Genomic DNA, 20,479 nt, shown 5'->3' with positions numbered 1-20,479 from the left:
AGCAGCTTTCGCGTACTTGCAAGACAAAGCCTTTAGGTAATTCGTTTTTCATTTTTAAGCCCTCTTAATCAGTTTTAATCAGTTGTTTTGTAGTCTTGTTGCGGTTCAAATGGTGTTGAAGATGCGCCCTCCCGTTAACGTTAAAAATCAATTCTCGATTACCGGCAACCGTGCGAACTGTTCTAGCATCACGCGCAGTTCCTTTTGAATAATCGCCTCAATCTCCGTTATCGATTCCTTGCCGATCACGTCCGGAGCAATCCGGCGCGAGCAAACAACAACGCCATCCCTAAACTGCCGCGCTCGCTCGAAAATGATTTTCTCAACTACCGATCGTTCAACCAATGAACCGATAAACTTCTCATGTCCTGCCGCTGCCTGTAATGCGGCGGCCTTTTCTTTGAGCGCGCGCGAGTTTTTGAACAGCTCGTCAGCATTTTTTGTTTCAAGATCAAGCTGCGATTCGTTAACCGCGTGAACCAGTTCGGCCATGTCACTGCTGATAACTTCGGCATCGTTAACCTGTGAACCCGATTTACTTTTTTTGCCGCCGGTATTGCCCGTTATCCGGCCTTCTTTGGTCTGCGTTAGGTCAAGATTTTTTGATCGCCAGAGTAGTGCAGATTCAAGGCTATCGACCGGACAACCGCGTCGTATGTGCCTGTGAAGCAGTTCTCGAGAAACGCCGATCCGTTTGGCTAATTCAGTAATTGTCATATTTGTATTTCTTATTGTTCGTTATGAATTGTGAACGCATTTAAAAAATTGCTGGGCTAGAATTTTTACGAGGATTTCATTACCCGCATGGCCTACTTGTCAGGAAGTACCTTATCATTCATGCCATTCGATCTTGGTAAACTTTTCTGAGAATTCATGACCTGTTCCTGACCATACTTCGGTTTCTTTGTGCGCTTCATTATTAAGTGATACTAGGCATATGTGATCTTCAATAAAATCAACTGTCGATATTTTCCATATCACGCCACCATGTTTCTTGGTATATCTATCTCTTGAAGAGAGAATTAATTTTTCAGGCCATTCTTTTGTTTCGTGATCATTACTCATAATTTCATCTCCAGTATTTATTTTGATTCATTGACGAATTTCAATTTTGGATTGCTAAGAAGCCAATTACAATCCCTTCACAGGATTTTTACTTCAGTCCTAATATATTCACCGCGCGCATGATTTAAGAAGTATTCCATCGCATCAGGATCATTCCGGCATTTGTTCAGTACGATGCCATGATCCTCTTCAGGTTCGCCAATCTTGAAAAGCCATGATTGAATTAATAAAATATTTTTCTGTTTTCCTGCCTGAATGGGAGTATCAAAAGTATCAAAAGGTACTTCTGACACTTTTGGTACTTCGGTTATCGGGGTATTGCTGAGATTTTCTTTGCTTTCAGTTTTCTTTAATCTAGCAAGATAACCACTCATAATTTCACCTTTACCCAGTGATATGAGGTTGTTGGTCTGCCATCAGTAAAAATTTCTTCTTTTGTTAGGTGACTGTAATCAAGCAACACATCTATTGCAGATTGCGCTTTCTTTGGCGTATCAATGCCAGCCCAGTGATTTTTATAAACATCGCGTAATGAGAATGGGTTGCTTAATTTCTCCGCTTTCAACTTTGCCAATACTGTCTTGGCCGCATCTATGCCGGGCTGTGTGCCATGACTGTATACCCGCCGCGCATGGCTCTCTAAATACTCGCTATATGCCAATGCACGCAGCAACGATGCTTCAGAGACTTTCGGCTCATTGCTATCACACAAATGATTGATTAGCGCTAATGATGGGATTAACTTCCGGTATTTCGATAGATGCGACACTATGGCCGGATGATCTTCACCGGATCGTAACCGTGTCTCAAGTTTGCAAAGCCATTCGATAAAGATTTCCTGCGCGGCATCATCAAATTGAAGGTACGGTGTTTTGCAGAATTCGCCGATGGTCGCCATGGCTTCAATATCCAGGCCGTGCAATTTCCGCACCAGATCATTAACCGCTTGTCTTGCTGATTTGTCAGGGAATCGGTCAATGTATTGATAGACTGGCGATATATCCGGGTAAACCATCAAACCAAACCGCTGAAGCAAGCCATCAGCACCCGCGCCGCCTGATAATGCTTCCCTTACATATTCGCTCAGAACGCCCGGCTGTATGCCGCCAATGATCGATAAACACGCGGATTCAATATGCAGGTTAGTGCCCCGCATAATCCGGTCAATTGTATAGGATTGATTGCCGTCTGCTGCCGTCAGATAAAAGGCTCGCGCGCCTTCCTGTCCTTGTTTATCCAGATTCTTGAGTAATCCAATCAATTCATCGGCTTCAAATAGAATACCGTTCGGATTCTCAATCATGAGCTGACCAAGTGCTTCGGCGGTTGCATCGTTGGTAATGAAGCGCGGTGCTTTTTGAGTTGCTGGCGCGTCATCCGTCGCTGCCGCTCTCAATAACTCATTAATATCCGCATCGGGATTTTTCTTGAGCTCCTTTTTTGCTTTGGCCATGATCGCGCTGGCTCTCATTTCTGCGATAGTCTGGCCATTGATTGCGTCACGATTAGCTTCATCTATTTCTCTCGCTAAATCGTGTTGCAGTTGCTTGAGTGGCTTTAAAACCTCACCTCTATTCGGCGACTTCATCACACCGCTACCGCCAATCGTTGCCCCCCAAAGGTTAGGTACAATTATCCAGTTATCGCGGCGCTTCGGTCTTATCCCAATCTTGCAGCCGATCGGTGCAGACAACATCGCATACGTGTTAACTGCTGAAAAGTCAGGCGGGCATTGCATCCGTTCGGAAATATCCCTGACGTAATCACGAATGACGGCGGGAAGATATTCATAATCAAACTGAACTACCTCGGGCAATTCCGGTAATGGCTCGGGTGTCGGTTTTCTTGGATTTATGGCGGGCTCGATTGACTCTAACACCCGCTCAGCATTTTCGCGTAAACTCATCTTGTGCCCTCCAAGTATGAAAGGCTGTCGTTAAGTCGCAAAACTACTTCGGATATAAATTGACTGTCGTCAGCGGATAAAGCATCAATCTTTTTCAGATCGCTGCTGATGATTAATAAGCGGGTCAAATCTGCGTGTATTGCCCGCAATAGCTGCCACGCTGAAAACCCGCTGCGTGCAGTTTTCTCATAGCGCGGATTATCGCTTGGTGGGAAAAGATCGGCGGGATTCAATCCTATTGCTTGCGTGATCTCATGAATAGAACAGCCAGCAAAGCAGTGCATTAATACTTGATCTTGACGGCCAAGGCTGACAGCAAGACTCCTACCTTTCCGATCATCGTGGCTCGGACAGAACGCTAAAATGCCGCCGTTATGCCGCCTGATACCGCCTTTCAGTCTGCTTGTAATTTCGATTAAATTGTCGTTGCAGTTATTTGATTTTGTGCTAAAATTTTGGGTATACATTTGAGTTACTCCAAAGAAGTTTGCTTGTTGGGAACCGCTGTGTTTTTTGCATGGATGCCGCGGTTCCCGCTTTTAGGTTCAGTCTTCCAGGCTGTTTTCTTTCTTGAACTTCTCGACAGCTTCTCGCGCTTGGTCTTCACTGATTTCCGGCAGAATTCGCGTCAAATTTTGTTCAACAAATCGGTGTACGTTGAGCGTCCAATGATATGAACCATTCGCAGCGAATGCGGCCATCGCTTCCAAAAGCAAATCTCGAAACTGCTTGCTTTCCTTGATTTTTTGGAGCTTTTCGTTGCTTATTTGGACACAAAAATCACGGCGAGCAATTTTTAGGTTTTGGGCGGCTGCTGAAATTTTCAAATCATTTTCGGAAATTGCTTCATGAATCAATTCAAGGCGCCTGATTGATGCTGATAATCTAGCTTCCAGTTCATCGAAAAGTTTTTGTGCTCCCGCTAATTCCTTGTCGGTAGCTTGGTCAAGAATGTGCTTTTTTTCGAGAGTGACAAGATTTATACCGGCTTCGTCGCGTTGTTTACGCAGCAAGTTAACGTCAGCAGTTGCCGCTGTGTTTTTCTGGGAAAGTGATTCGCCTTGTTGTCGTGGATCAAAAAGGTTTTTCAGTGCAGTGGTCAGTTCAATAGTCATTTTTTGACTCCAATAATTAATCAGTTATAAATTTGGGTTTATTAAGCGGTTGCGCCATTGCTGCGGCAGCGGCTCTCTAACCATGCCTCAAGGTCGCTCTTGCGATACTTCACATGGCGACCTACTTTATAAAATGGGATTGAATAGCGACCCGTGCAGCGCCAGACGGCAAGTGATTTCTCTGCCACGTCTAAATCTGTGTGTGCGTTTTGGACGGCAATTAGCGCAAGTTTGCTCATTCTGCGCCCCCTGATTTTTCGGTAATCCATGCGATCACGTCCTGATTTCGCCATGCGGTGACGTTTTCAGAAAGTTTTACAGGCTTTGGGAATTTTCCATTTTTCACATGGTTCCAAAGGGTCGAGTGCGACAAGGGAATTAGTTGCAAAATTACTTTTTCCCGGCTAAATCCGGCTGGGTTGATGTCATGAATCATTTCATTGTGTCCTATAAAGTTTGAGTGAATCCAAATAAACTGCCTTGGATTACGCGCATTTTCGGACACAAAAAAAGCCCGCTGTACTTAGCGGGCTTAGTGTCTGCTTACTGTCCTTAGATTCTGCTTAAAGTCGCTCTCGATTCCATTTTTCAAGTGTTTTTGCACATGCTTCAATAGTGAATTCTTTTTTATCGCTCTTCCCCGTCAGCCAAGTAACACTCTTACAAGTTTTATTGGATCTCAGTAATACATCAGGGTGACAGCCGCCATCAGCCCATTCTTGAAGTTTTTCCATCACGGCTTTTTTTGTTGCGCATCTTCCGGTTGAGCGCTCAATTTCCACCGCAGCTTCAACAGTTAGCTTACCTACAGCCGTATGCGGCTCATGCTTTGAACTTATTGGCTTTAATTCTTTTTGTGGCTCGACACCGGCCTGCAATAATGATTTGAAAGGCTTCGTTTCTTGCTCTTCCAAATATTCGAGATATTCTTGAATTGCTACATGAAGGTTCTTTTTTGATTCCGCCTCAGCGATTTCGGGATCAGTTAAATTTCCGATGGCATATAAAACTTCTGCTGCTGCATACTGCCTTGGTTTTAGGTTTTTGATGTTGCTATCCGATTCATAAAGAAGTTTATTTCCAAAATGAGCGGCCATAATCTCCCATTTCTCACCCCAAGAAAGTTCTTTTTTGTTGACGCTTAAATTTTGTTCAAGCTTAAAGCATCCTTTTGGTAAAAAATCTACAAGATCGGAAGTAACTTGTCTTTTAAGACGGTTTAATAAAACTTCATTCACTGCACACCCCTTCAAATGCCCTTCATGAAGTCCACCCCGGCGGTGAAGGTCTCCGCTTTTCGCCCCGTCGGGCTAGGGGTGGCTATTGCTTGAGTCTTGCTTTATTCTCTGATTAACAATTCCTGGGCTTCTTTAATCGATACCATTGCCGCATCAATGTTGCTGGTTAAAGAATGCTCCATGAGCTCTTCGTGTGTACCATGCGCGGTCAATGTAAAAAGCGCATCAAGAATTCCGTGTGCCCTTGATAACATCAAAGTCGCTTTGTTGAACGAATCGCAGTCTATTGCAATTGTTTTTTCTGTGTTGCTGGTAGAATCTTTATCAGCCATGATTCAAACTCCTATTTAGTTTGCGTTGTGGTTAGGGGTTATCAGGTGCGGAAACACCTGGAACCCCGCTTATTGCCTGAATCCGTCAGGCGCGGTGTTGCTCTATAACTTGGCGCGCATCGGTATCACCTGCGCCGCCCGGTAATCTAAGCTATGTAGTTCGTAATCAATCCATTTAGGCAATTTCTCAACTGCCTGCATAGCATCCAATGTATCTGCCCAAAATTGCATCATGGCGGTGCGATACTCCATATAATCAGCTCGATTGTATGCCGCCCGTGTTGCGTTGCCGTCTGTATGGGCTAGCTGCGCCTCGATTATGTCAGGCCGGATCATGCCTACGCTGTTAAGGTATGTAGAAGCGATGGTGCGGAAACCGTGCCCGGTCATGCGTCCTTTATAGCCAAGGCGTTCAATAACCTTTAATACTGTGTTCTCGCTAATTGTTCTGCCGTTGCCAGTGCGACTGGGGAATAAATGCTCATCATGCCCGGTAAGCTGGTGCAATTCCATTAGTGTTTCTATCGCTTGACGTGATAGCGGCACAACATGCGGTTCACGCGCTTTCATGCGTTCCGCTGGTATTGTCCATATCTTATCGTTAAGATCAAACTCACACCATTTAGCGCCTCTTACCTCGCCAGTGCGAACAAATGTCAGCATTAATAGACGTGTGGCTGCTTTGGTTAACGGATAGCATGGATATGCTGCTACTGCGCGCAAGAATTCCGGCAGTTCTTTTTCCGTCAATGCCGCGAAGTGTTTTACTTTGGGTTGCGGTGCAAGTGCGCCCTTGATTTCTGAAGCCGGGTTATGCCGTGCCCGTCCGGTTGCGATTGCATAAGCACATACCGCACGCACTCTTTGCAATACTCTTGCAGCTACTTCATGGGCTCCACGTCCTTCGATTGCCCGTATAGCGTCTAGTACTTCAGGTGCATCAATTTCTGCTATAGGTGAATCGCCAAATTTTGGAAAGATTTCACGCTCAAGCGTTTTTATCCAGTCTGTCGCGTGACTGGTTGACCATGTGGGCGTTTTTAGTTTATGAAATTCACGCGCTATCAATTCAAACGAATTGGCCGCTGCAATCTTGGATTGCTTCTTTTGAGTTTGCTTTACTGCGCCTGGATCGGCACCATTAGCAAGCAACTTTCTTGCCTCAGTGCGTCGCTCACGTGCTTCGGCCAAGGTTACATCGGGATAGATACCAAGTGCTAGAGTTTTTTGCCTGCCAGAAAAGCGGTAGGCCATCCGCCAGTATTTAGAGCCGTTAGGGTTTACCTCAATATACATGCCGCCGCCGTCCGCCATCCTATACGGCGCGGCTTGCGGCTTTGCTTTCCTTATCGCTGTATCGGTAAGTTTCATGGTATCGCGATGTGTTGGTATATTTTATTGAATGTTGATATATTCACTAAGGTAATACCGACAAAACATGCCTGATTCTTATAAGAAAAATCAGTATTGTTGGTACATTTTCCTGTGTGTTGGTATTTTTGCCCTTAATATACCAACAAAATGTAGTGGATTGCAATAGATGGGAATGTACAGCACAAAACAAAAAACCCGCTAAACTCTAGGATTCATGCGGGTTTCGTGTATGTATTTGGACGGTGTAAAACAGGTTCCTGGCGGAGGCGGTGAGATTCGAACTCACGGTAGAGTCACCCCTACGGCAGTTTTCAAGACTGCTGCCTTAAACCGCTCGGCCACACCTCCATTGACTTGCAGGTCGCATCATACCGATTAGTGTGCTTTTTGGCTAGTTTCTATGCGCTAAATTGCGAATAAAGCAAGCTCCCGATGGAACTAAATTAATTTATTCTTTATGATGGTCATTTTCAGATTTATCTTACTGCTTCATTTTAATTTTATGAATTGATATTGAATTTTCTGATTTCCAAATTCTTTATCAGCAGCAATTCGTGGAGTCGATGTCATTTGGACGTAGGAATTAACGTATTTTGAAGCAAAGCAAAAGTTTCTGGTCGGATCCGGAGGTGGCGAATCTTGAACGGGTACGTATCAGCACCAATCGGGATATGGCGGGGCGCATGCGGTGGGGTGGAATGTTTTATGTGCTCTGTTGCAGTGCCATTATATTGACATCGTCCGTACTGAGCGCGCAGCCGTATAACGTTGTCTTCGCAATCATTTTCCTGGTTTTAGCAATACTGCGCTTAGTCATTTATAAACAAGTAACCGGTTCGCATTTAAATAATAAATCCCGGATTGAGCGTTCAATCTCAGCGGTTTATATTGCAACCTCATTCACATGGGGTGTTTTTCTGAGCTGGATTTTTCTATCGATCCATGCCATTGATAACGGGGTAATCCTGGCGGTTATTTCCACCGTGGGTTTTATTGCCGGCGGTATCGCAGCGACTTCACCTCGCATCCGCCTTATGCTCGTCTTTGCTCTGCTGGTTTATGCACCCAGCCTGATCAGTCTCGTGTTATTTATTCCCGATGATAGCGGCTGGGTGATGTTGATCATTGGACTTGCTTACTTTGTTTTTTCCGTGCACAACGGTAAGTTGCAGCATGAAAATTATTGGATTGCACGGCAGCAGGCGGTGCAATTGGAGAAGCAAGCGGTGGATTTGGAGCAAGCCCGGCTGCAAGCGGAGAATGCCAACAGAGCAAAATCGGCTTTTCTGGCGGCAATGAGTCACGAAATCCGCACACCGATGAACGGTGTGCTGGGGATGACGGAGATACTTGCAACGACTCCGCTAAACCCGGAGCAAATCAACCATCTGAATGTCATCCGTAATTCCGGGCGGACTCTGTTGCGGATTATCGATGATATTCTGGATTTCGCCAAAATAGAGGCGCACAAACTGAGTATCGTTAACCGTTCGTTTGATTTGCCGGGGTTGATCGATGAAGTTCATGCATTATTTCGCACCAAAGCAAAAGAAACATCGTTAAATTTCATAGTCAGTTTCGATTGTCATCCTTCCCGTAACTTGATTGGCGATCCGGATCGGATCAAGCAAATTTTATTTAATTTGCTTGGCAATGCATTCAAGTTTACTCAGCAAGGCGAGGTTAAATTATTAATCAGTTGCACAGAGATTGCGGATCGCAGCGGTATTGTGTTGGAGCTGACGGTGACGGATACCGGCATTGGCATTTCCACCGAGAATCAGGCACGGTTGTTTCAGGAATTTTCGCAAGTCGGTGAAGCTACGCAGCATATTCGCGGCACCGGACTCGGTCTCGTCATCACCCGCAATTTGTTATCGTTGATGGGAGGTTCCATCACAGTATCCAGTGAAATCGGCGCGGGATCCAGGTTCTGCGCACGCCTGCCGTTACGCTATGAAATTGCCGACGCCGCGCTAGCGAAACCCAATGAATTGCCGCAAACGCGATCCCAAACTGCGACTGAAGACCGGCCCCGTATTTTAGTGGTCGAAGATAACGATGTTAACCAGTTAGTCAGTAAAGCGATGCTGGAGCGTTTAAACTGTGAAGTAACGCTGGTCAATAATGGTGTCGAAGCGATTGACGCATTTTCTTCCCGGCGCTTCGATTTGATTTTGATGGACTGTAATATGCCCGTCATGGACGGATTTGAAGCGACGCGGCAAATACGTGCACTTGAACAGCGAAAAAATTTAACGCCTGTACCCATTGTAGCCTTGACAGCCCACGCGTTGGATCACATCAAACAAGAATGTTTTGCCGCCGGGATGGATGGGCATCTCAGCAAACCTTTTGACGTTGCGCAACTGGACAAGATATTGCAGCAATTTTCCTCAATTCAGTTATCTCAGCAGCAGGATCGTAAAAATTCTATCTGATTTCACCAGATTTCAAAGTGGCAATGCGATAATACGCAGTATTTACACTCACAGCATATTGATCGCGCGATATCGCACATACTAATTCTACATACCCGAAATGATGATCTGGAAACCCAATGTGACGGTTGCGGCCGTTGTTGAACACGATGGTAAATATCTGCTTGTTGAGGAAGAACCCGAAGCCGGCGCCGGTTTATTTTTAAATCAACCGGCAGGGCATTTAGATCCGGGAGAGTCCATTATTCAGGGCGCTATCCGGGAAACGCTGGAGGAGACCGCGTATACCTTTGTTCCCGAATATCTGGTGGGTATTTATCATTGGCACTCGCATCGCGTCGATACCACGTATATCCGTTTCGCGTTCGGCGGGCATGTGACGCATCACGATCCGGAGCGTGTACTGGACACGGGCATTTTGCGGGCTTCTTGGTATAGTTTGGATGAAGTGAATCGGATGATTCAGCAGCACCGCAGTCCGCTGGTGATGCAATGTATTTGTGACCATCTGGCGGGCAAACGCTATCCGCTGGAGCTGCTGATACACTATGAGTCGTGATGCGATGAAAAAATACCGTGTTGTCATTGGCATGTCCGGCGGTGTTGATTCGTCTGTGGCGGCTTACTTGCTGAAACAGCAGGGCTACGATGTTGTCGGTCTGTTCATGAAAAACTGGGAAGACGACGATACCGATGAATACTGCTCTTCCCGCCAGGATTTTCTCGATGCGGTATCGGTTGCGGATGTCATCGATATTCCGATTGAAGTGGTCAATTTTTCCGCTGAATACAAAGACCGGGTTTTTTCCCATTTTCTGGCCGAGTATCAAGCGGGGCGGACGCCTAATCCCGATGTGTTGTGTAACGCCGAAATCAAATTCAAGGCTTTTCTCGATCATGCGTATAAACTGGGGGCGGATTATATTGCAACCGGCCACTATGCGCAGGTGCGTGAGGTTAACGGCATATTTCAATTACTAAAAGGCGAAGACGGTACTAAAGATCAAAGTTATTTTTTGTATCGCCTCAATCAAACACAACTCGCCAATACCTTATTTCCGATCGGACATCTGTATAAGCGCGAGGTGCGGAAGATCGCCCGGGAATTGAACTTGCCCAATTCTTCCAAAAAAGACAGCACCGGTATTTGCTTCATCGGCGAACGCCCTTTCCGGGAGTTTCTCAATCGCTACCTGCCGCACGAACCGGGCGAAATTCAAACACCTGAAGGCAAAGTGATCGGTCAGCATGTAGGATTGATGTATTACACCATCGGACAGCGGCAGGGGCTCGGCATCGGCGGCACACGCGATGGCAACGATGAGCCATGGTTCGTATCCGCCAAGGATATGGCCCGGAATGTGTTGATTGCAGTGCAAGGGCATGATCATCCGGATCTGCTCCACCCATCGCTGAAAGCTACCGATTTGACCTGGATTAGCGGCAAGCAGCCGCACTGCAATTGGGTCTATGCCGCCAAAACACGCTACCGCCAAGTTGATGCTCCATGTGCCATCACAGAATTGTCGCAAAATTATTGCCAGATCGATTTCGCGCAACAGCAATGGGCCATCACACCGGGACAGTCGGTCGTGATTTATGAAAGTAGGGTATGTCTTGGTGGTGGAGTCATCGCGGAATAAATGCCGGAAAAACCGCCATGCCTTTAATTAGCGTTCGCAAAAGTAGAAAACAAAAATAGAATTTTTCATACAGAATCTATTTTTATTCTATTTATTACAATGTATTAGAAAATATTCTTGTAACTTGATCTTGAAATTCCGAGTCAAAGCCCCTATTATTAGCACTCATAGTTAATGAGTGCTAATGCCATCTCACTCGCGTATCAGCATTCTGACTTATTAGAGATTTATACATGAAATACTGAGTATTTCATAAATTTTGGCTTTTTAATTTTAACAGGAGAAAACAGTATGAAAATTCGCCCTTTGCATGATCGTGTGATTGTCAAGCGATTGGAAGATGAACGCAAAACCGCTTCAGGTATTGTTATCCCAGACAGCGCCGCAGAAAAACCTGATCAAGGTGAGATTCTAGCAATAGGAAAAGGAAAGGTCGGCGATGATGGAAAAGTGCGTCCATTGGAAGTTAAAGTGGGTGACAAAGTATTGTTTGGAAAATATGCCGGACAGTCTGTCAAAGTTCAAGGTGAAGAACTTTTGGTCATGCGGGAAGAAGATATCATGGGTGTAATTGAAGGCTAATTGCACCGGTTCAATATTCGCTAAAGACAATATGTTGTTGAGAGATTAGGAGAAAAGTTATGTCAGCAAAAGAAGTGAAGTTTGGTGATTCAGCACGTCATAGAATGGTAGCCGGTGTTAATATTTTAGCTGATGCGGTTAAAGTGACATTGGGTCCGAAAGGCCGTAATGTGGTGTTGGATCGCTCTTATGGCGCGCCAACGATTACCAAGGACGGTGTGTCAGTGGCGAAAGAAATCGAATTAAAAGACAAATTCGAAAATATGGGCGCACAGATGCTGAAGGAAGTGGCCAGCAAAACGTCGGATGTAGCAGGCGATGGAACCACCACGGCAACCGTGTTAGCGCAAGCGATTGTCAAAGAAGGCATGAAGTATGTAGCAGCCGGTATGAATCCAATGGACCTCAAACGAGGCATTGATAAAGCTGTGACCGCAGCTGTCGGCGAATTGAAAAAACTGTCGAAACCCTGTGCGACAGCGAAAGAAATCGCGCAAGTGGGCAGTATTTCCGCGAACTCCGATACCGAAATCGGCAAAATCATTGCCGATGCAATGGAAAAAGTCGGTAAAGAAGGCGTGATCACGGTAGAAGACGGTTCCGGATTGCAAAATGAGCTGGAAGTCGTGGAAGGTATGCAATTTGACCGCGGTTATCTATCGCCTTATTTTGTCAGCAGCGCGGAAAAACAAATTGCACTGCTTGATAATCCATTTGTTTTACTGCACGACAAAAAAATCTCCAACATCCGCGATTTATTACCGGTATTGGAACAAGTCGCAAAAGCAGGCAAACCGCTGTTAATTATTGCGGAAGATGTCGATGGCGAAGCGCTGGCTACTCTGGTGGTCAACAATATCCGCGGCATTCTTAAAACTTGCGCGGTTAAAGCGCCTGGCTTCGGTGATCGCCGTAAAGCCATGCTGGAAGATATTGCCATCTTGACCGGTGGTACCGTGATTGCGGAAGAAGTAGGTCTGACACTTGAAAAAGCAACGCTCAATGACTTGGGACAAGCAAAACGTATCGAAGTCGGCAAAGAAAATACCACCATCATTGATGGCGCGGGCGATGCTAAAGCGATCGAAGCGCGCGTGAAACAAATTCGCACGCAAATTGAAGAAGCGACCAGCGATTACGATAAAGAAAAATTGCAAGAACGTGTCGCCAAACTGGCGGGCGGTGTTGCATTGATCAAGGTCGGTGCTGCAACTGAAGTTGAAATGAAAGAGAAAAAAGCGCGTGTTGAAGATGCACTGCATGCAACCCGTGCAGCGGTTGAGGAAGGCGTGATACCGGGCGGTGGCGTAGCACTGTTGCGCACGATCCCGATTGTAAAGAAAACCAAAGGCGACAATCATGATCAAGATGCCGGTATTAAAATCGTACTGCGTGCTCTTGAAGAGCCATTGCGCCAGATTGTCACTAACTGCGGTGATGAACCTTCTGTTGTGGTCAACAAAGTTGCGGAAGGGCAAGGTAATTTTGGTTACAATGCCGCAACCAGTGAATATGGTGACTTAGTTGCAATGGGCGTGCTGGATCCTACCAAAGTAACCCGTTCTGCGTTACAAAATGCGGCTTCGGTTGCCAGCCTGATGTTGACTACTGATGCTATGGTCGCTGAATTGCCGAAGGAAGAAGCACCAGCCGGCGGCGGTATGGGTGGCATGGGCGGTATGGGCGGTATGGGTGGCATGGATATGTAATAATTACTATTCCAGCGCAACTTAGAGTTTTGATACCGAAACAGACTCCAATATTTCTTGGAGTCTGTTTTTTTATGCAACTGGAATTTCGATTGGAGGAATAGAGATACTTATCAGGCGTTATATTTTTATCTGAAAATGTATTGTCGTGATAAATTCTACGGTATGGATAAAATAGAAAACTACTCACCACCTGCAGATTTATTGCTCAATCGCGTTATTCTGGTGACTGGCGCAGGACAGGGGTTGGGGCGTGCGGCAGCTTTGGCGTATGCAAATCATGGCGCTACCGTGATTTTGCATGGGCGTAAAGTTAAAAAGCTGGAAACTGTTTACGATGAGATTGAAGCACTCGGTAAAGCGCAAGCGCTTATTTATCCACTTGATCTCGAAAAAGCCGAGGACAAAGATTTCGCCACACTGGCGCAAGCGATTGTGGAACAACTCGGCCGGCTGGATGGAATTTTGCATAATGCAGCCTTGCTGCCAGGTTTAAGTCCGTTGGAACATCAGTCGGTTGCACAGTTTCGCTCGTTGCTTCAGGTAAATCTGATCGCGCGCTTCGCGCTCACAAAAGCGTGTTTGCCCTTATTGAAAACTTCACCGGATGCGAGTGTGATCATGACAACCAATTCGCACGGACTGAATCCTTCGGCGTATTGGGGTGGTTTTGCCGTAGCCAACGCAGGGGTTCACGCTTTGATGAAGATACAAGCCGATGAATGGGAAACATTGCCCAATTTACGCATGAATTCTATTGTGCCCGGGATTGTCAATTCACCGCAACGGATTATGACGCATCCTGGCGAAGTCAAACAAACGATGCGCCGCCCGGAAGATTTAATGGCAGCCTATCTGTATTTGATGGGGCCGGACAGCAAAGGTGTGAGCGGGCAAACTGTCCCGTGCTAATTAGTACGGTAATTGAATGATCTGGCTGCGATCAGCGGGATTAAAAGGTATAATCGTTACAATAAATTGACTTGCGAAAGTGGCGGAATTGGTAGACGCACCAGATTTAGGTTCTGACGCCGAGAGGTGTGGGGGTTCGAGTCCCCCCTTTCGCACCAAATTATCTTTAGCAGCAATCTTTTTATCCGGTTGTCCGGTATATCAAGAAATAACCGGATGTTATTGCAATATATTGAAAAATATTTAATCAGTCGGGAACTTGAATGGGATCAAATGTAGAAAACCTCGGTGCACTAGAACGTCGTTTTGATATTACAATTTCTCTGGAGAAATTACAGAGTGAAATTGATAACCGCTTGCAGCGGCTGGCGAGAACAGCCAAATTGCATGGTTTTCGCCCTGGAAAAGTCCCATTGAAAATAATTACTCAAATGTATGGAGTGCAGGTTCAGCAAGATGTATTGAACGATGCGGTGCATAAAGAGTTCAAAGACACTGTTCAGCAGCAGAACTTGCAAGTGGCCGGCTATCCGCGCTTTGAAGCTAAAGCGGCTGATGGCAACGACTCGCAATATACCGTAAGCGCAATATTTGAAGTGTACCCCGAGATCGTATTGGGTGATTTAAGTAACCAGAGTATTGAGCAGCCCACTGTGAAAGTTAGTGAAACGGATATCGACAAGACGCTTGATATGATATGTAAACAGCGCGTGGCCTATCAACCGGCCAATCGTCCTGCAAAAAAGGGCGATCGGGTTAAGATCGATTATCACGGCACCATCGATGGAAATGATTTTGCAGGTGGTAAATCTAACGATGTGTACTTGATTCTGGGCGATGGAAAATTTCTAAAGGATTTTGAAGCTGCGCTCATTGATATGCAAGCCGGTAGCAGTAAATCATTTGATGTGGTTTTTCCTGAAGATTATCATGGTAAAGAAATTGCTGGAAAAACCGTTACTTTTGAAGTTACATTGAATGAATTGGCAGAACCGGTATTGCCAACTATCGATGCCGAATTTGCCAAATCGTTAGGTATCCCCGATGGAGATCTTCAAAAGCTGCGCGAGGGTATACAAAAAGATCTTGAACGTGAAGTTTCCAAGCGAGCCAGGTCAAAACTAAAAGAACAAATTATGCAGGTGTTATTGAGCACGACCCAGATCGATGCACCAAATGTATTGATTAATCAAGAAAAAGAAAGGTTGCTGCAAAACGCGAAAAGCGATTTGGAAGCACGCGGAATGAAATCCAAGGAAATATCGCTGTCATCGGATCTGTTTAAAGAAAAAGCGGAATATCGCGTAAAACTGGGGTTGATTCTGGCGGAACTAGTAAAAGTGCATGCGCTGAAAGCAGCTCCGGAACAGGTTCGCAGAATTATAGAAGATGCAGCACAAAGTTATGAAAATCCGGAACAGGTTGTTAAATGGCATTATGCTTCTTCAGAACGATTACAAGAAGCAGAATCATTAGCTCTGGAAGAAAATGTAGTGGATTGGGCGCTCGGAAAAATAAAATTAATCAACAAAACCGTAACTTTCGACGAGCTGATGGGGATATCCTGAAATGAAGCAAATTTTTGATAATATGCATGATCTGGAACCAAGGAACCTGGGATTGATTCCCATGGTGATAGAAACCAGCGGACGCGGTGAGCGTGCTTATGATATTTATTCGCGCTTATTAAAGGAAAGAGTTGTTTTCCTGGTCGGCCCCGTTACCGAAACCAGTGCAAATCTGGTAGTTGCACAGTTTTTATTTCTTGAATCTGAAAATTCAGAAAAAGATATTCATTTTTATATTAACTCTCCGGGAGGAATGGTATCCGCCGGTTTGGCCATTTATGACACAATGCAGTATATAAAACCGGATGTCAGTACTTTATGCATCGGTCAAGCAGCAAGTATGGGAGCATTACTTTTAACGGCGGGCGCGAAAGGTAAGCGTTATTGTTTGCCGAATTCACGCGTCATGATTCATCAACCGCTTGGAGGTTTTCAGGGGCAGGCTTCGGATATCGAGATACATGCACGTGAGATATTATATCTTAAAGCTCGATTAAATGAGATCATGGCAAAACACACCGGGCGCCCGGTCTCCGATGTCGAAAAAGATACAGATCGTGATAATTTTATGAGCGCTACGGAATCTGTAAGTTATGGATTAGTAGATGCGGTATTGGCACAAAGAGATGTAAGCGCAAGTTGACGAATGCTTGTGCAAAATTTGTTTAAACACGGTTACCTAAACTCGATTACGGTGGGACAAAAATATGCCAGACAAAGCTAGTAGCGAGAAACTTCTTTATTGTTCTTTTTGTGGCAAGAGTCAGCATGAAGTAAGAAAACTGATTGCAGGCCCTTCGGTCTTTATTTGCGATGAATGTATCGATTTATGCAATGACATCATTCGCGAAGAAATGCAAGGTGATGAGGCAACCAAGTTAGTCAAATCAAACTTGCCGGTACCTCGTGAGATCTGCCAGATACTTGATCAATATGTAATCGGGCAGGAGTCCGCGAAGAAAATTCTTTCTGTTGCAGTTTATAATCATTATAAGCGGCTGAGAAATGTAACAAAATCGGATGAAACCGATGATATCGAGCTATCAAAAAGCAACATTCTGCTTGTCGGTCCAACAGGTTCGGGTAAAACATTGCTGGCGCAAACCTTAGCCCGGCTCTTGGATGTTCCTTTCATTATGGCTGATGCTACGGCCTTGACCGAAGCAGGTTATGTCGGTGAAGACGTAGAAAACATTATCCAGAAATTACTGCAAAAATGTAATTATGATGCCGAGAAAGCGCAACGTGGTATCGTTTACATTGATGAAATCGATAAAATCTCACGCAAATCGGATAACCCATCCATTACACGTGATGTCTCCGGTGAAGGCGTGCAACAGGCATTATTGAAATTAATCGAAGGCACCATTGCGATGGTTCCTCCTCAGGGTGGACGGAAGCATCCTAATCAAGAATTTATCCAAGTCGATACAACCAATATTCTGTTCATTTGCGGTGGCGCATTTGACGGTCTCGATAAAGTGATCAGGGCGCGTACCGAAAAAGGTGGAATTGGTTTTGGCGTCGATGTAAAAAGCCATACACGCAAAGATATGAATAAGGTGCTGCAACAAGTAGAACCTGAAGATTTAGTAAAATTTGGTTTGATCCCCGAGTTTGTTGGGCGTTTACCAGTGGTTGCCACATTGGAAGAGCTCAACGAAGCGGCATTGATTCAAATTTTAACGGAACCGAAGAATGCACTCGTTAAACAATATTGGAAAATGTTCAATATGGAAGGGGGCGTTGATTTAGAGTTCCGGGAGCCAGCACTTAAAGCCATTGCTAAGAAGGCTTTAACACGTAAAACCGGTGCGCGTGGTTTACGCTCAATTCTTGAAGAAATATTGCTGGATATTATGTATGATCTTCCGTCGCTCGAAAATGTGACAAAAGTAGTCATTGACTATAACTCGACCAATGATGATATCAAACCAATTTTAATCTACTCGGATCAACCAAAAATTGCTAAGCGTTCCAAGTAATTGAAAAAACTTGATTGGTAATGCTATCTGTAAAGAACCAAGCATATTGATACCGACATTATATGAAGTATTTACAGATAGCTAACATGTGCTGGTGTTTTTGATAGTCATCTTGTATTTCTAGTTTGTGCACATATTTTATTAATCAGTTGTGAATTTATTTAATGAGTGGATATGACTTCTTTAATTGAAGATTCTGAACAGTTGATACTGCCGCTATTGCCTTTGCGAGACGTAGTTGTTTTTCCGCATATGGTTATTCCATTATTTGTCGGTAGACAGAAATCCATCAAAGCACTGGAACTGGCTATGGAGTCGAATAAGAATATTCTGCTGGTTGCCCAAAAAGTAGCGTCAAAGGATGACCCTGCTCCTGAAGATCTTTACGATGTATGCAGTATTGCCAGCTTGTTGCAAATGCTGAAGTTGCCTGACGGTACCGTCAAGGTTCTGGTGGAAGGTAATCACCGGGCTCGTATTCAGGAGTTAGTTGACTCTGAAACTCATTATTCTGGCAGAGCAGTGCAAATCCGATCCGATACCACGGAAAATCCGGAAGTGGAAGCGATGCGCCGCGCTATTCTGACTCAGTTTGATCAATATGTGAAACTCAATAAAAAAATTCCGCCGGAGATCATTACTTCGTTGGGAGGCATTGATGATGCCGGCCGTCTTGCTGATACGATTGCTGCCTACTTACCGTTAAAACTTGAGCAAAAACAAGAAGTACTTGAAATTTTTGAAGTATCTAAACGCCTGGAACATTTATTAGGATTGTTAGAAACTGAATTAGATATTTTACAAGTTGAAAAACGTATTCGCGGTAGAGTTAAGCGCCAGATGGAAAAAAGTCAGCGTGACTACTATCTTAATGAGCAAGTAAAAGCTATTCAGAAAGAATTAGGCGAGGGCGAAGATGGTGCAGACATCGATGAAATTGAGAAAAAAATCAAGTCTGCTCAAATGCCGAAAGAAGTGCTCGCCAAGGCCGAATCGGAATTAAAAAAACTGCGCTTGATGTCCCCAATGTCTGCCGAAGCAACGGTAGTGCGTAATTATATTGATGCACTGGTAACTTTGCCTTGGAAAAAGAAAAGTAAGATCAATCAGGACCTTAAAGCGGCAGAAGCAAGACTGGAAAAAGATCATTATGGTTTGGAAAAAGTAAAAGAACGGATCGTTGAATATCTTGCGGTTCAGCAACGTGTCAGTAAACTGAAGGCACCGATTCTTTGCTTGGTTGGTCCTCCGGGTGTTGGTAAAACTTCATTAGGGCAATCGATCGCTCATGCCACAAACCGGAAATTTGTGCGCATGTCATTAGGTGGTGTGCGCGATGAAGCTGAAATTCGCGGCCACAGAAAAACCTACATCGGATCAATGCCGGGTAAGATCTTGCACAATATGAGCAAGGTTGGTGTCAAGAATCCACTATTCTTGCTCGATGAAGTCGATAAGATGGGTATGGATTTCCGTGGAGATCCAGCATCTGCTCTGCTGGAAGTTCTTGATCCTGAACAAAATAGCACGTTTGTCGATCACTATATCGAAGTAGAGTACGACTTGTCCGATGTGATGTTTGTAGCCACTGCAAATACATTGAATATTCCACCCGCGCTGCTTGATCGCATGGAAGTCATTCAATTATCAGGGTATACGGAAGATGAGAAGCTGAATATATCGACACGCTACTTATTAACAAAACAGATGCAAAATCATGGACTTGAGGAAAATGAACTGACTGTTTCGGAATCTGCGTTGCGGGATATTGCGCGTTACTACACGAGAGAGGCGGGCGTGCGTGCAATGGAGCGGGAAATTTCAAAAATTTGCCGCAAAGCCGTGAAAGCAATGTTGCTCAAAAAAGGTAAAAATAAAATTACCGTTACTTCTCGTAATCTCGACAGATTCTTAGGCGTAAGACGTTATACTTATGGCGTAGCAGAAGAAAAAAATCAAGTTGGGCAGGTAACTGGCCTGGCCTGGACCGAGGTTGGCGGTGAATTACTCACTATTGAAGCAGTGGTGCTGGCAGGAAAAGGAAAAACTATCACAACCGGGCAACTTGGTGAAGTGATGCAAGAATCTATTCAGGCAGCGCTTTCGGTGGTCCGGAGCCGTTCTCATCTGCTAGGAATAGCGGAAGATTTTTACCAAAAGAATGATATTCACATTCACCTTCCTGAAGGAGCAACGCCCAAGGACGGGCCGAGTGCTGGGATTGGCATATGTGTCGCAATGGTATCAGTTCTTACAAATATTGCTGTAAGAGCTGATGTCGCGATGACTGGAGAAATTACCCTCAGAGGTGAAGTGCTTCCAATCGGCGGTTTAAAAGAAAAATTATTGGCGGCACATCGCGGTGGTATTAAATCAGTTATTATTCCTGAAAAGAATGTGAAAGACTTGACCGAAATTCCAGCTAATGTAAAGAGTCAGCTAACCATTTATCCAGTTAAATGGATTGATCAAGTGCTTGACATCGCGCTGGAGCATAAACCGGAACTATTTCCTGCGCCAATTTCGCAGCCTGTCTTACAGTCAAATGCCGAGGAAAGTATAACTGAATCTGTGATTAAACATTGAGTACAATATTTAATCACTAATTT

Annotated in this window: 21 protein-coding genes and 2 tRNA genes; 11 read left to right on the top strand and 12 right to left on the bottom strand. The window is 44.8% G+C overall.

Annotation, left to right across the window (positions count from 1 at the left end):
* Window positions 1–147: 147 nt before the first annotated feature.
* From ABD07_RS11165 to ABD07_RS11110, 12 genes are all read right to left on the bottom strand, one after another.
* A complete protein-coding gene (locus ABD07_RS11165) occupies window positions 148–717 on the bottom strand; it encodes a hypothetical protein (RefSeq protein ID WP_160818327.1) in 570 nt (189 codons plus the stop codon).
* 114 nt (window positions 718–831) lie between these two features.
* Window positions 832–1,065 (bottom strand): hypothetical protein, encoded by a 234-nt coding sequence (locus ABD07_RS11160; RefSeq protein ID WP_160818326.1) that lies wholly within the window; start codon window positions 1,063–1,065, stop codon window positions 832–834.
* A 77-nt stretch (window positions 1,066–1,142) separates the two neighbouring features.
* Window positions 1,143–1,439, bottom strand: coding sequence for a hypothetical protein (locus ABD07_RS11155; protein ID WP_160818325.1), 297 nt, complete (start codon window positions 1,437–1,439; stop codon window positions 1,143–1,145).
* Complete coding sequence (locus ABD07_RS11150; RefSeq protein ID WP_160818324.1) at window positions 1,436–2,971, bottom strand: YfjI family protein; 1,536 nt, start codon at window positions 2,969–2,971, stop codon at window positions 1,436–1,438. Before ABD07_RS11150 ends, ABD07_RS11155 begins: the two co-directional genes overlap by 4 nt.
* Window positions 2,968–3,438, bottom strand: a complete 471-nt coding sequence (locus ABD07_RS11145) for a hypothetical protein (RefSeq protein ID WP_160818323.1) — start codon at window positions 3,436–3,438, stop codon at window positions 2,968–2,970. Before ABD07_RS11145 ends, ABD07_RS11150 begins: the two co-directional genes overlap by 4 nt.
* A gap of 78 nt (window positions 3,439–3,516) precedes the next feature.
* Window positions 3,517–4,086, bottom strand: a complete 570-nt coding sequence (locus ABD07_RS11140; RefSeq protein ID WP_160818322.1) for a hypothetical protein — start codon at window positions 4,084–4,086, stop codon at window positions 3,517–3,519.
* A gap of 41 nt (window positions 4,087–4,127) precedes the next feature.
* Window positions 4,128–4,325, bottom strand: coding sequence for a helix-turn-helix domain-containing protein (locus tag ABD07_RS11135; RefSeq protein WP_160818321.1), 198 nt, complete (start codon window positions 4,323–4,325; stop codon window positions 4,128–4,130).
* Window positions 4,322–4,522: a helix-turn-helix transcriptional regulator gene (locus ABD07_RS11130; RefSeq protein WP_160818320.1), complete on the bottom strand. Its 201-nt coding sequence runs from the start codon at window positions 4,520–4,522 to the stop codon at window positions 4,322–4,324. The genes ABD07_RS11135 and ABD07_RS11130 overlap by 4 nt, the downstream gene beginning before the upstream one ends.
* 127 nt (window positions 4,523–4,649) lie before the next feature.
* On the bottom strand, window positions 4,650–5,324 hold the full coding sequence (locus tag ABD07_RS11125; protein WP_160818319.1) for a hypothetical protein: 675 nt from the start codon (window positions 5,322–5,324) through the stop codon (window positions 4,650–4,652).
* 101 nt (window positions 5,325–5,425) lie between these two features.
* Window positions 5,426–5,656, bottom strand: a complete 231-nt coding sequence (locus tag ABD07_RS11120; protein WP_160818318.1) for a hypothetical protein — start codon at window positions 5,654–5,656, stop codon at window positions 5,426–5,428.
* A gap of 102 nt (window positions 5,657–5,758) precedes the next feature.
* A complete protein-coding gene (locus ABD07_RS11115; protein WP_160818317.1) occupies window positions 5,759–7,027 on the bottom strand; it encodes a tyrosine-type recombinase/integrase in 1,269 nt (422 codons plus the stop codon).
* A gap of 261 nt (window positions 7,028–7,288) precedes the next feature.
* Window positions 7,289–7,378 (bottom strand) — tRNA-Ser (locus ABD07_RS11110).
* A gap of 245 nt (window positions 7,379–7,623) precedes the next feature.
* Here ABD07_RS11110 and ABD07_RS11105 point away from each other — a divergent pair.
* The 11 genes from ABD07_RS11105 to lon all read left to right on the top strand — a co-directional run bounded on the left by ABD07_RS11105 (window position 7,624) and on the right by lon (window position 20,456).
* Window positions 7,624–9,471 (top strand): ATP-binding protein, encoded by a 1,848-nt coding sequence (locus ABD07_RS11105; RefSeq protein WP_160818316.1) that lies wholly within the window; start codon window positions 7,624–7,626, stop codon window positions 9,469–9,471.
* A 103-nt stretch (window positions 9,472–9,574) separates the two neighbouring features.
* Complete coding sequence (locus ABD07_RS11100; RefSeq protein WP_160818331.1) at window positions 9,575–10,030, top strand: NUDIX hydrolase; 456 nt, start codon at window positions 9,575–9,577, stop codon at window positions 10,028–10,030.
* Window positions 10,031–10,034: 4 nt separating this feature from the next.
* Window positions 10,035–11,114 (top strand): tRNA 2-thiouridine(34) synthase MnmA, encoded by a 1,080-nt coding sequence (gene mnmA, locus ABD07_RS11095; protein WP_160818315.1) that lies wholly within the window; start codon window positions 10,035–10,037, stop codon window positions 11,112–11,114.
* A 291-nt stretch (window positions 11,115–11,405) separates the two neighbouring features.
* Window positions 11,406–11,696, top strand: a complete 291-nt coding sequence (groES, locus tag ABD07_RS11090; protein WP_090319884.1) for a co-chaperone GroES — start codon at window positions 11,406–11,408, stop codon at window positions 11,694–11,696.
* A gap of 59 nt (window positions 11,697–11,755) precedes the next feature.
* Window positions 11,756–13,405 (top strand): chaperonin GroEL, encoded by a 1,650-nt coding sequence (gene groL / locus ABD07_RS11085; RefSeq protein ID WP_108697147.1) that lies wholly within the window; start codon window positions 11,756–11,758, stop codon window positions 13,403–13,405.
* Window positions 13,406–13,570: 165 nt separating this feature from the next.
* Window positions 13,571–14,317, top strand: a complete 747-nt coding sequence (locus ABD07_RS11080) for a YciK family oxidoreductase (protein WP_164502834.1) — start codon at window positions 13,571–13,573, stop codon at window positions 14,315–14,317.
* Window positions 14,318–14,390: 73 nt separating this feature from the next.
* Window positions 14,391–14,475: transfer RNA gene (locus ABD07_RS11075), tRNA-Leu, on the top strand.
* 105 nt (window positions 14,476–14,580) lie between these two features.
* Window positions 14,581–15,885 (top strand): trigger factor, encoded by a 1,305-nt coding sequence (gene tig / locus ABD07_RS11070; RefSeq protein WP_160818314.1) that lies wholly within the window; start codon window positions 14,581–14,583, stop codon window positions 15,883–15,885.
* Window position 15,886: 1 nt separating this feature from the next.
* On the top strand, window positions 15,887–16,528 hold the full coding sequence (gene clpP, locus ABD07_RS11065; RefSeq protein WP_108697149.1) for an ATP-dependent Clp endopeptidase proteolytic subunit ClpP: 642 nt from the start codon (window positions 15,887–15,889) through the stop codon (window positions 16,526–16,528).
* Window positions 16,529–16,592: 64 nt separating this feature from the next.
* Window positions 16,593–17,870 carry an ATP-dependent protease ATP-binding subunit ClpX gene (gene clpX / locus ABD07_RS11060; RefSeq protein ID WP_108697150.1) on the top strand — a complete coding sequence of 426 codons (1,278 nt, stop codon included), beginning with the start codon at window positions 16,593–16,595 and terminating at the stop codon, window positions 17,868–17,870.
* Window positions 17,871–18,044: 174 nt separating this feature from the next.
* Complete coding sequence (gene lon / locus ABD07_RS11055) at window positions 18,045–20,456, top strand: endopeptidase La (RefSeq protein ID WP_160818313.1); 2,412 nt, start codon at window positions 18,045–18,047, stop codon at window positions 20,454–20,456.
* The last annotated feature ends 23 nt before the right edge of the window (window positions 20,457–20,479 follow it).

Source organism: Nitrosomonas oligotropha (genome assembly GCF_009833085.1).
Taxonomy (GTDB): domain Bacteria; phylum Pseudomonadota; class Gammaproteobacteria; order Burkholderiales; family Nitrosomonadaceae; genus Nitrosomonas; species Nitrosomonas oligotropha.
The sequence above is the reverse complement of the archived record's forward strand: the minus strand, read 5'-3'. Positions and strand labels throughout refer to the sequence as shown.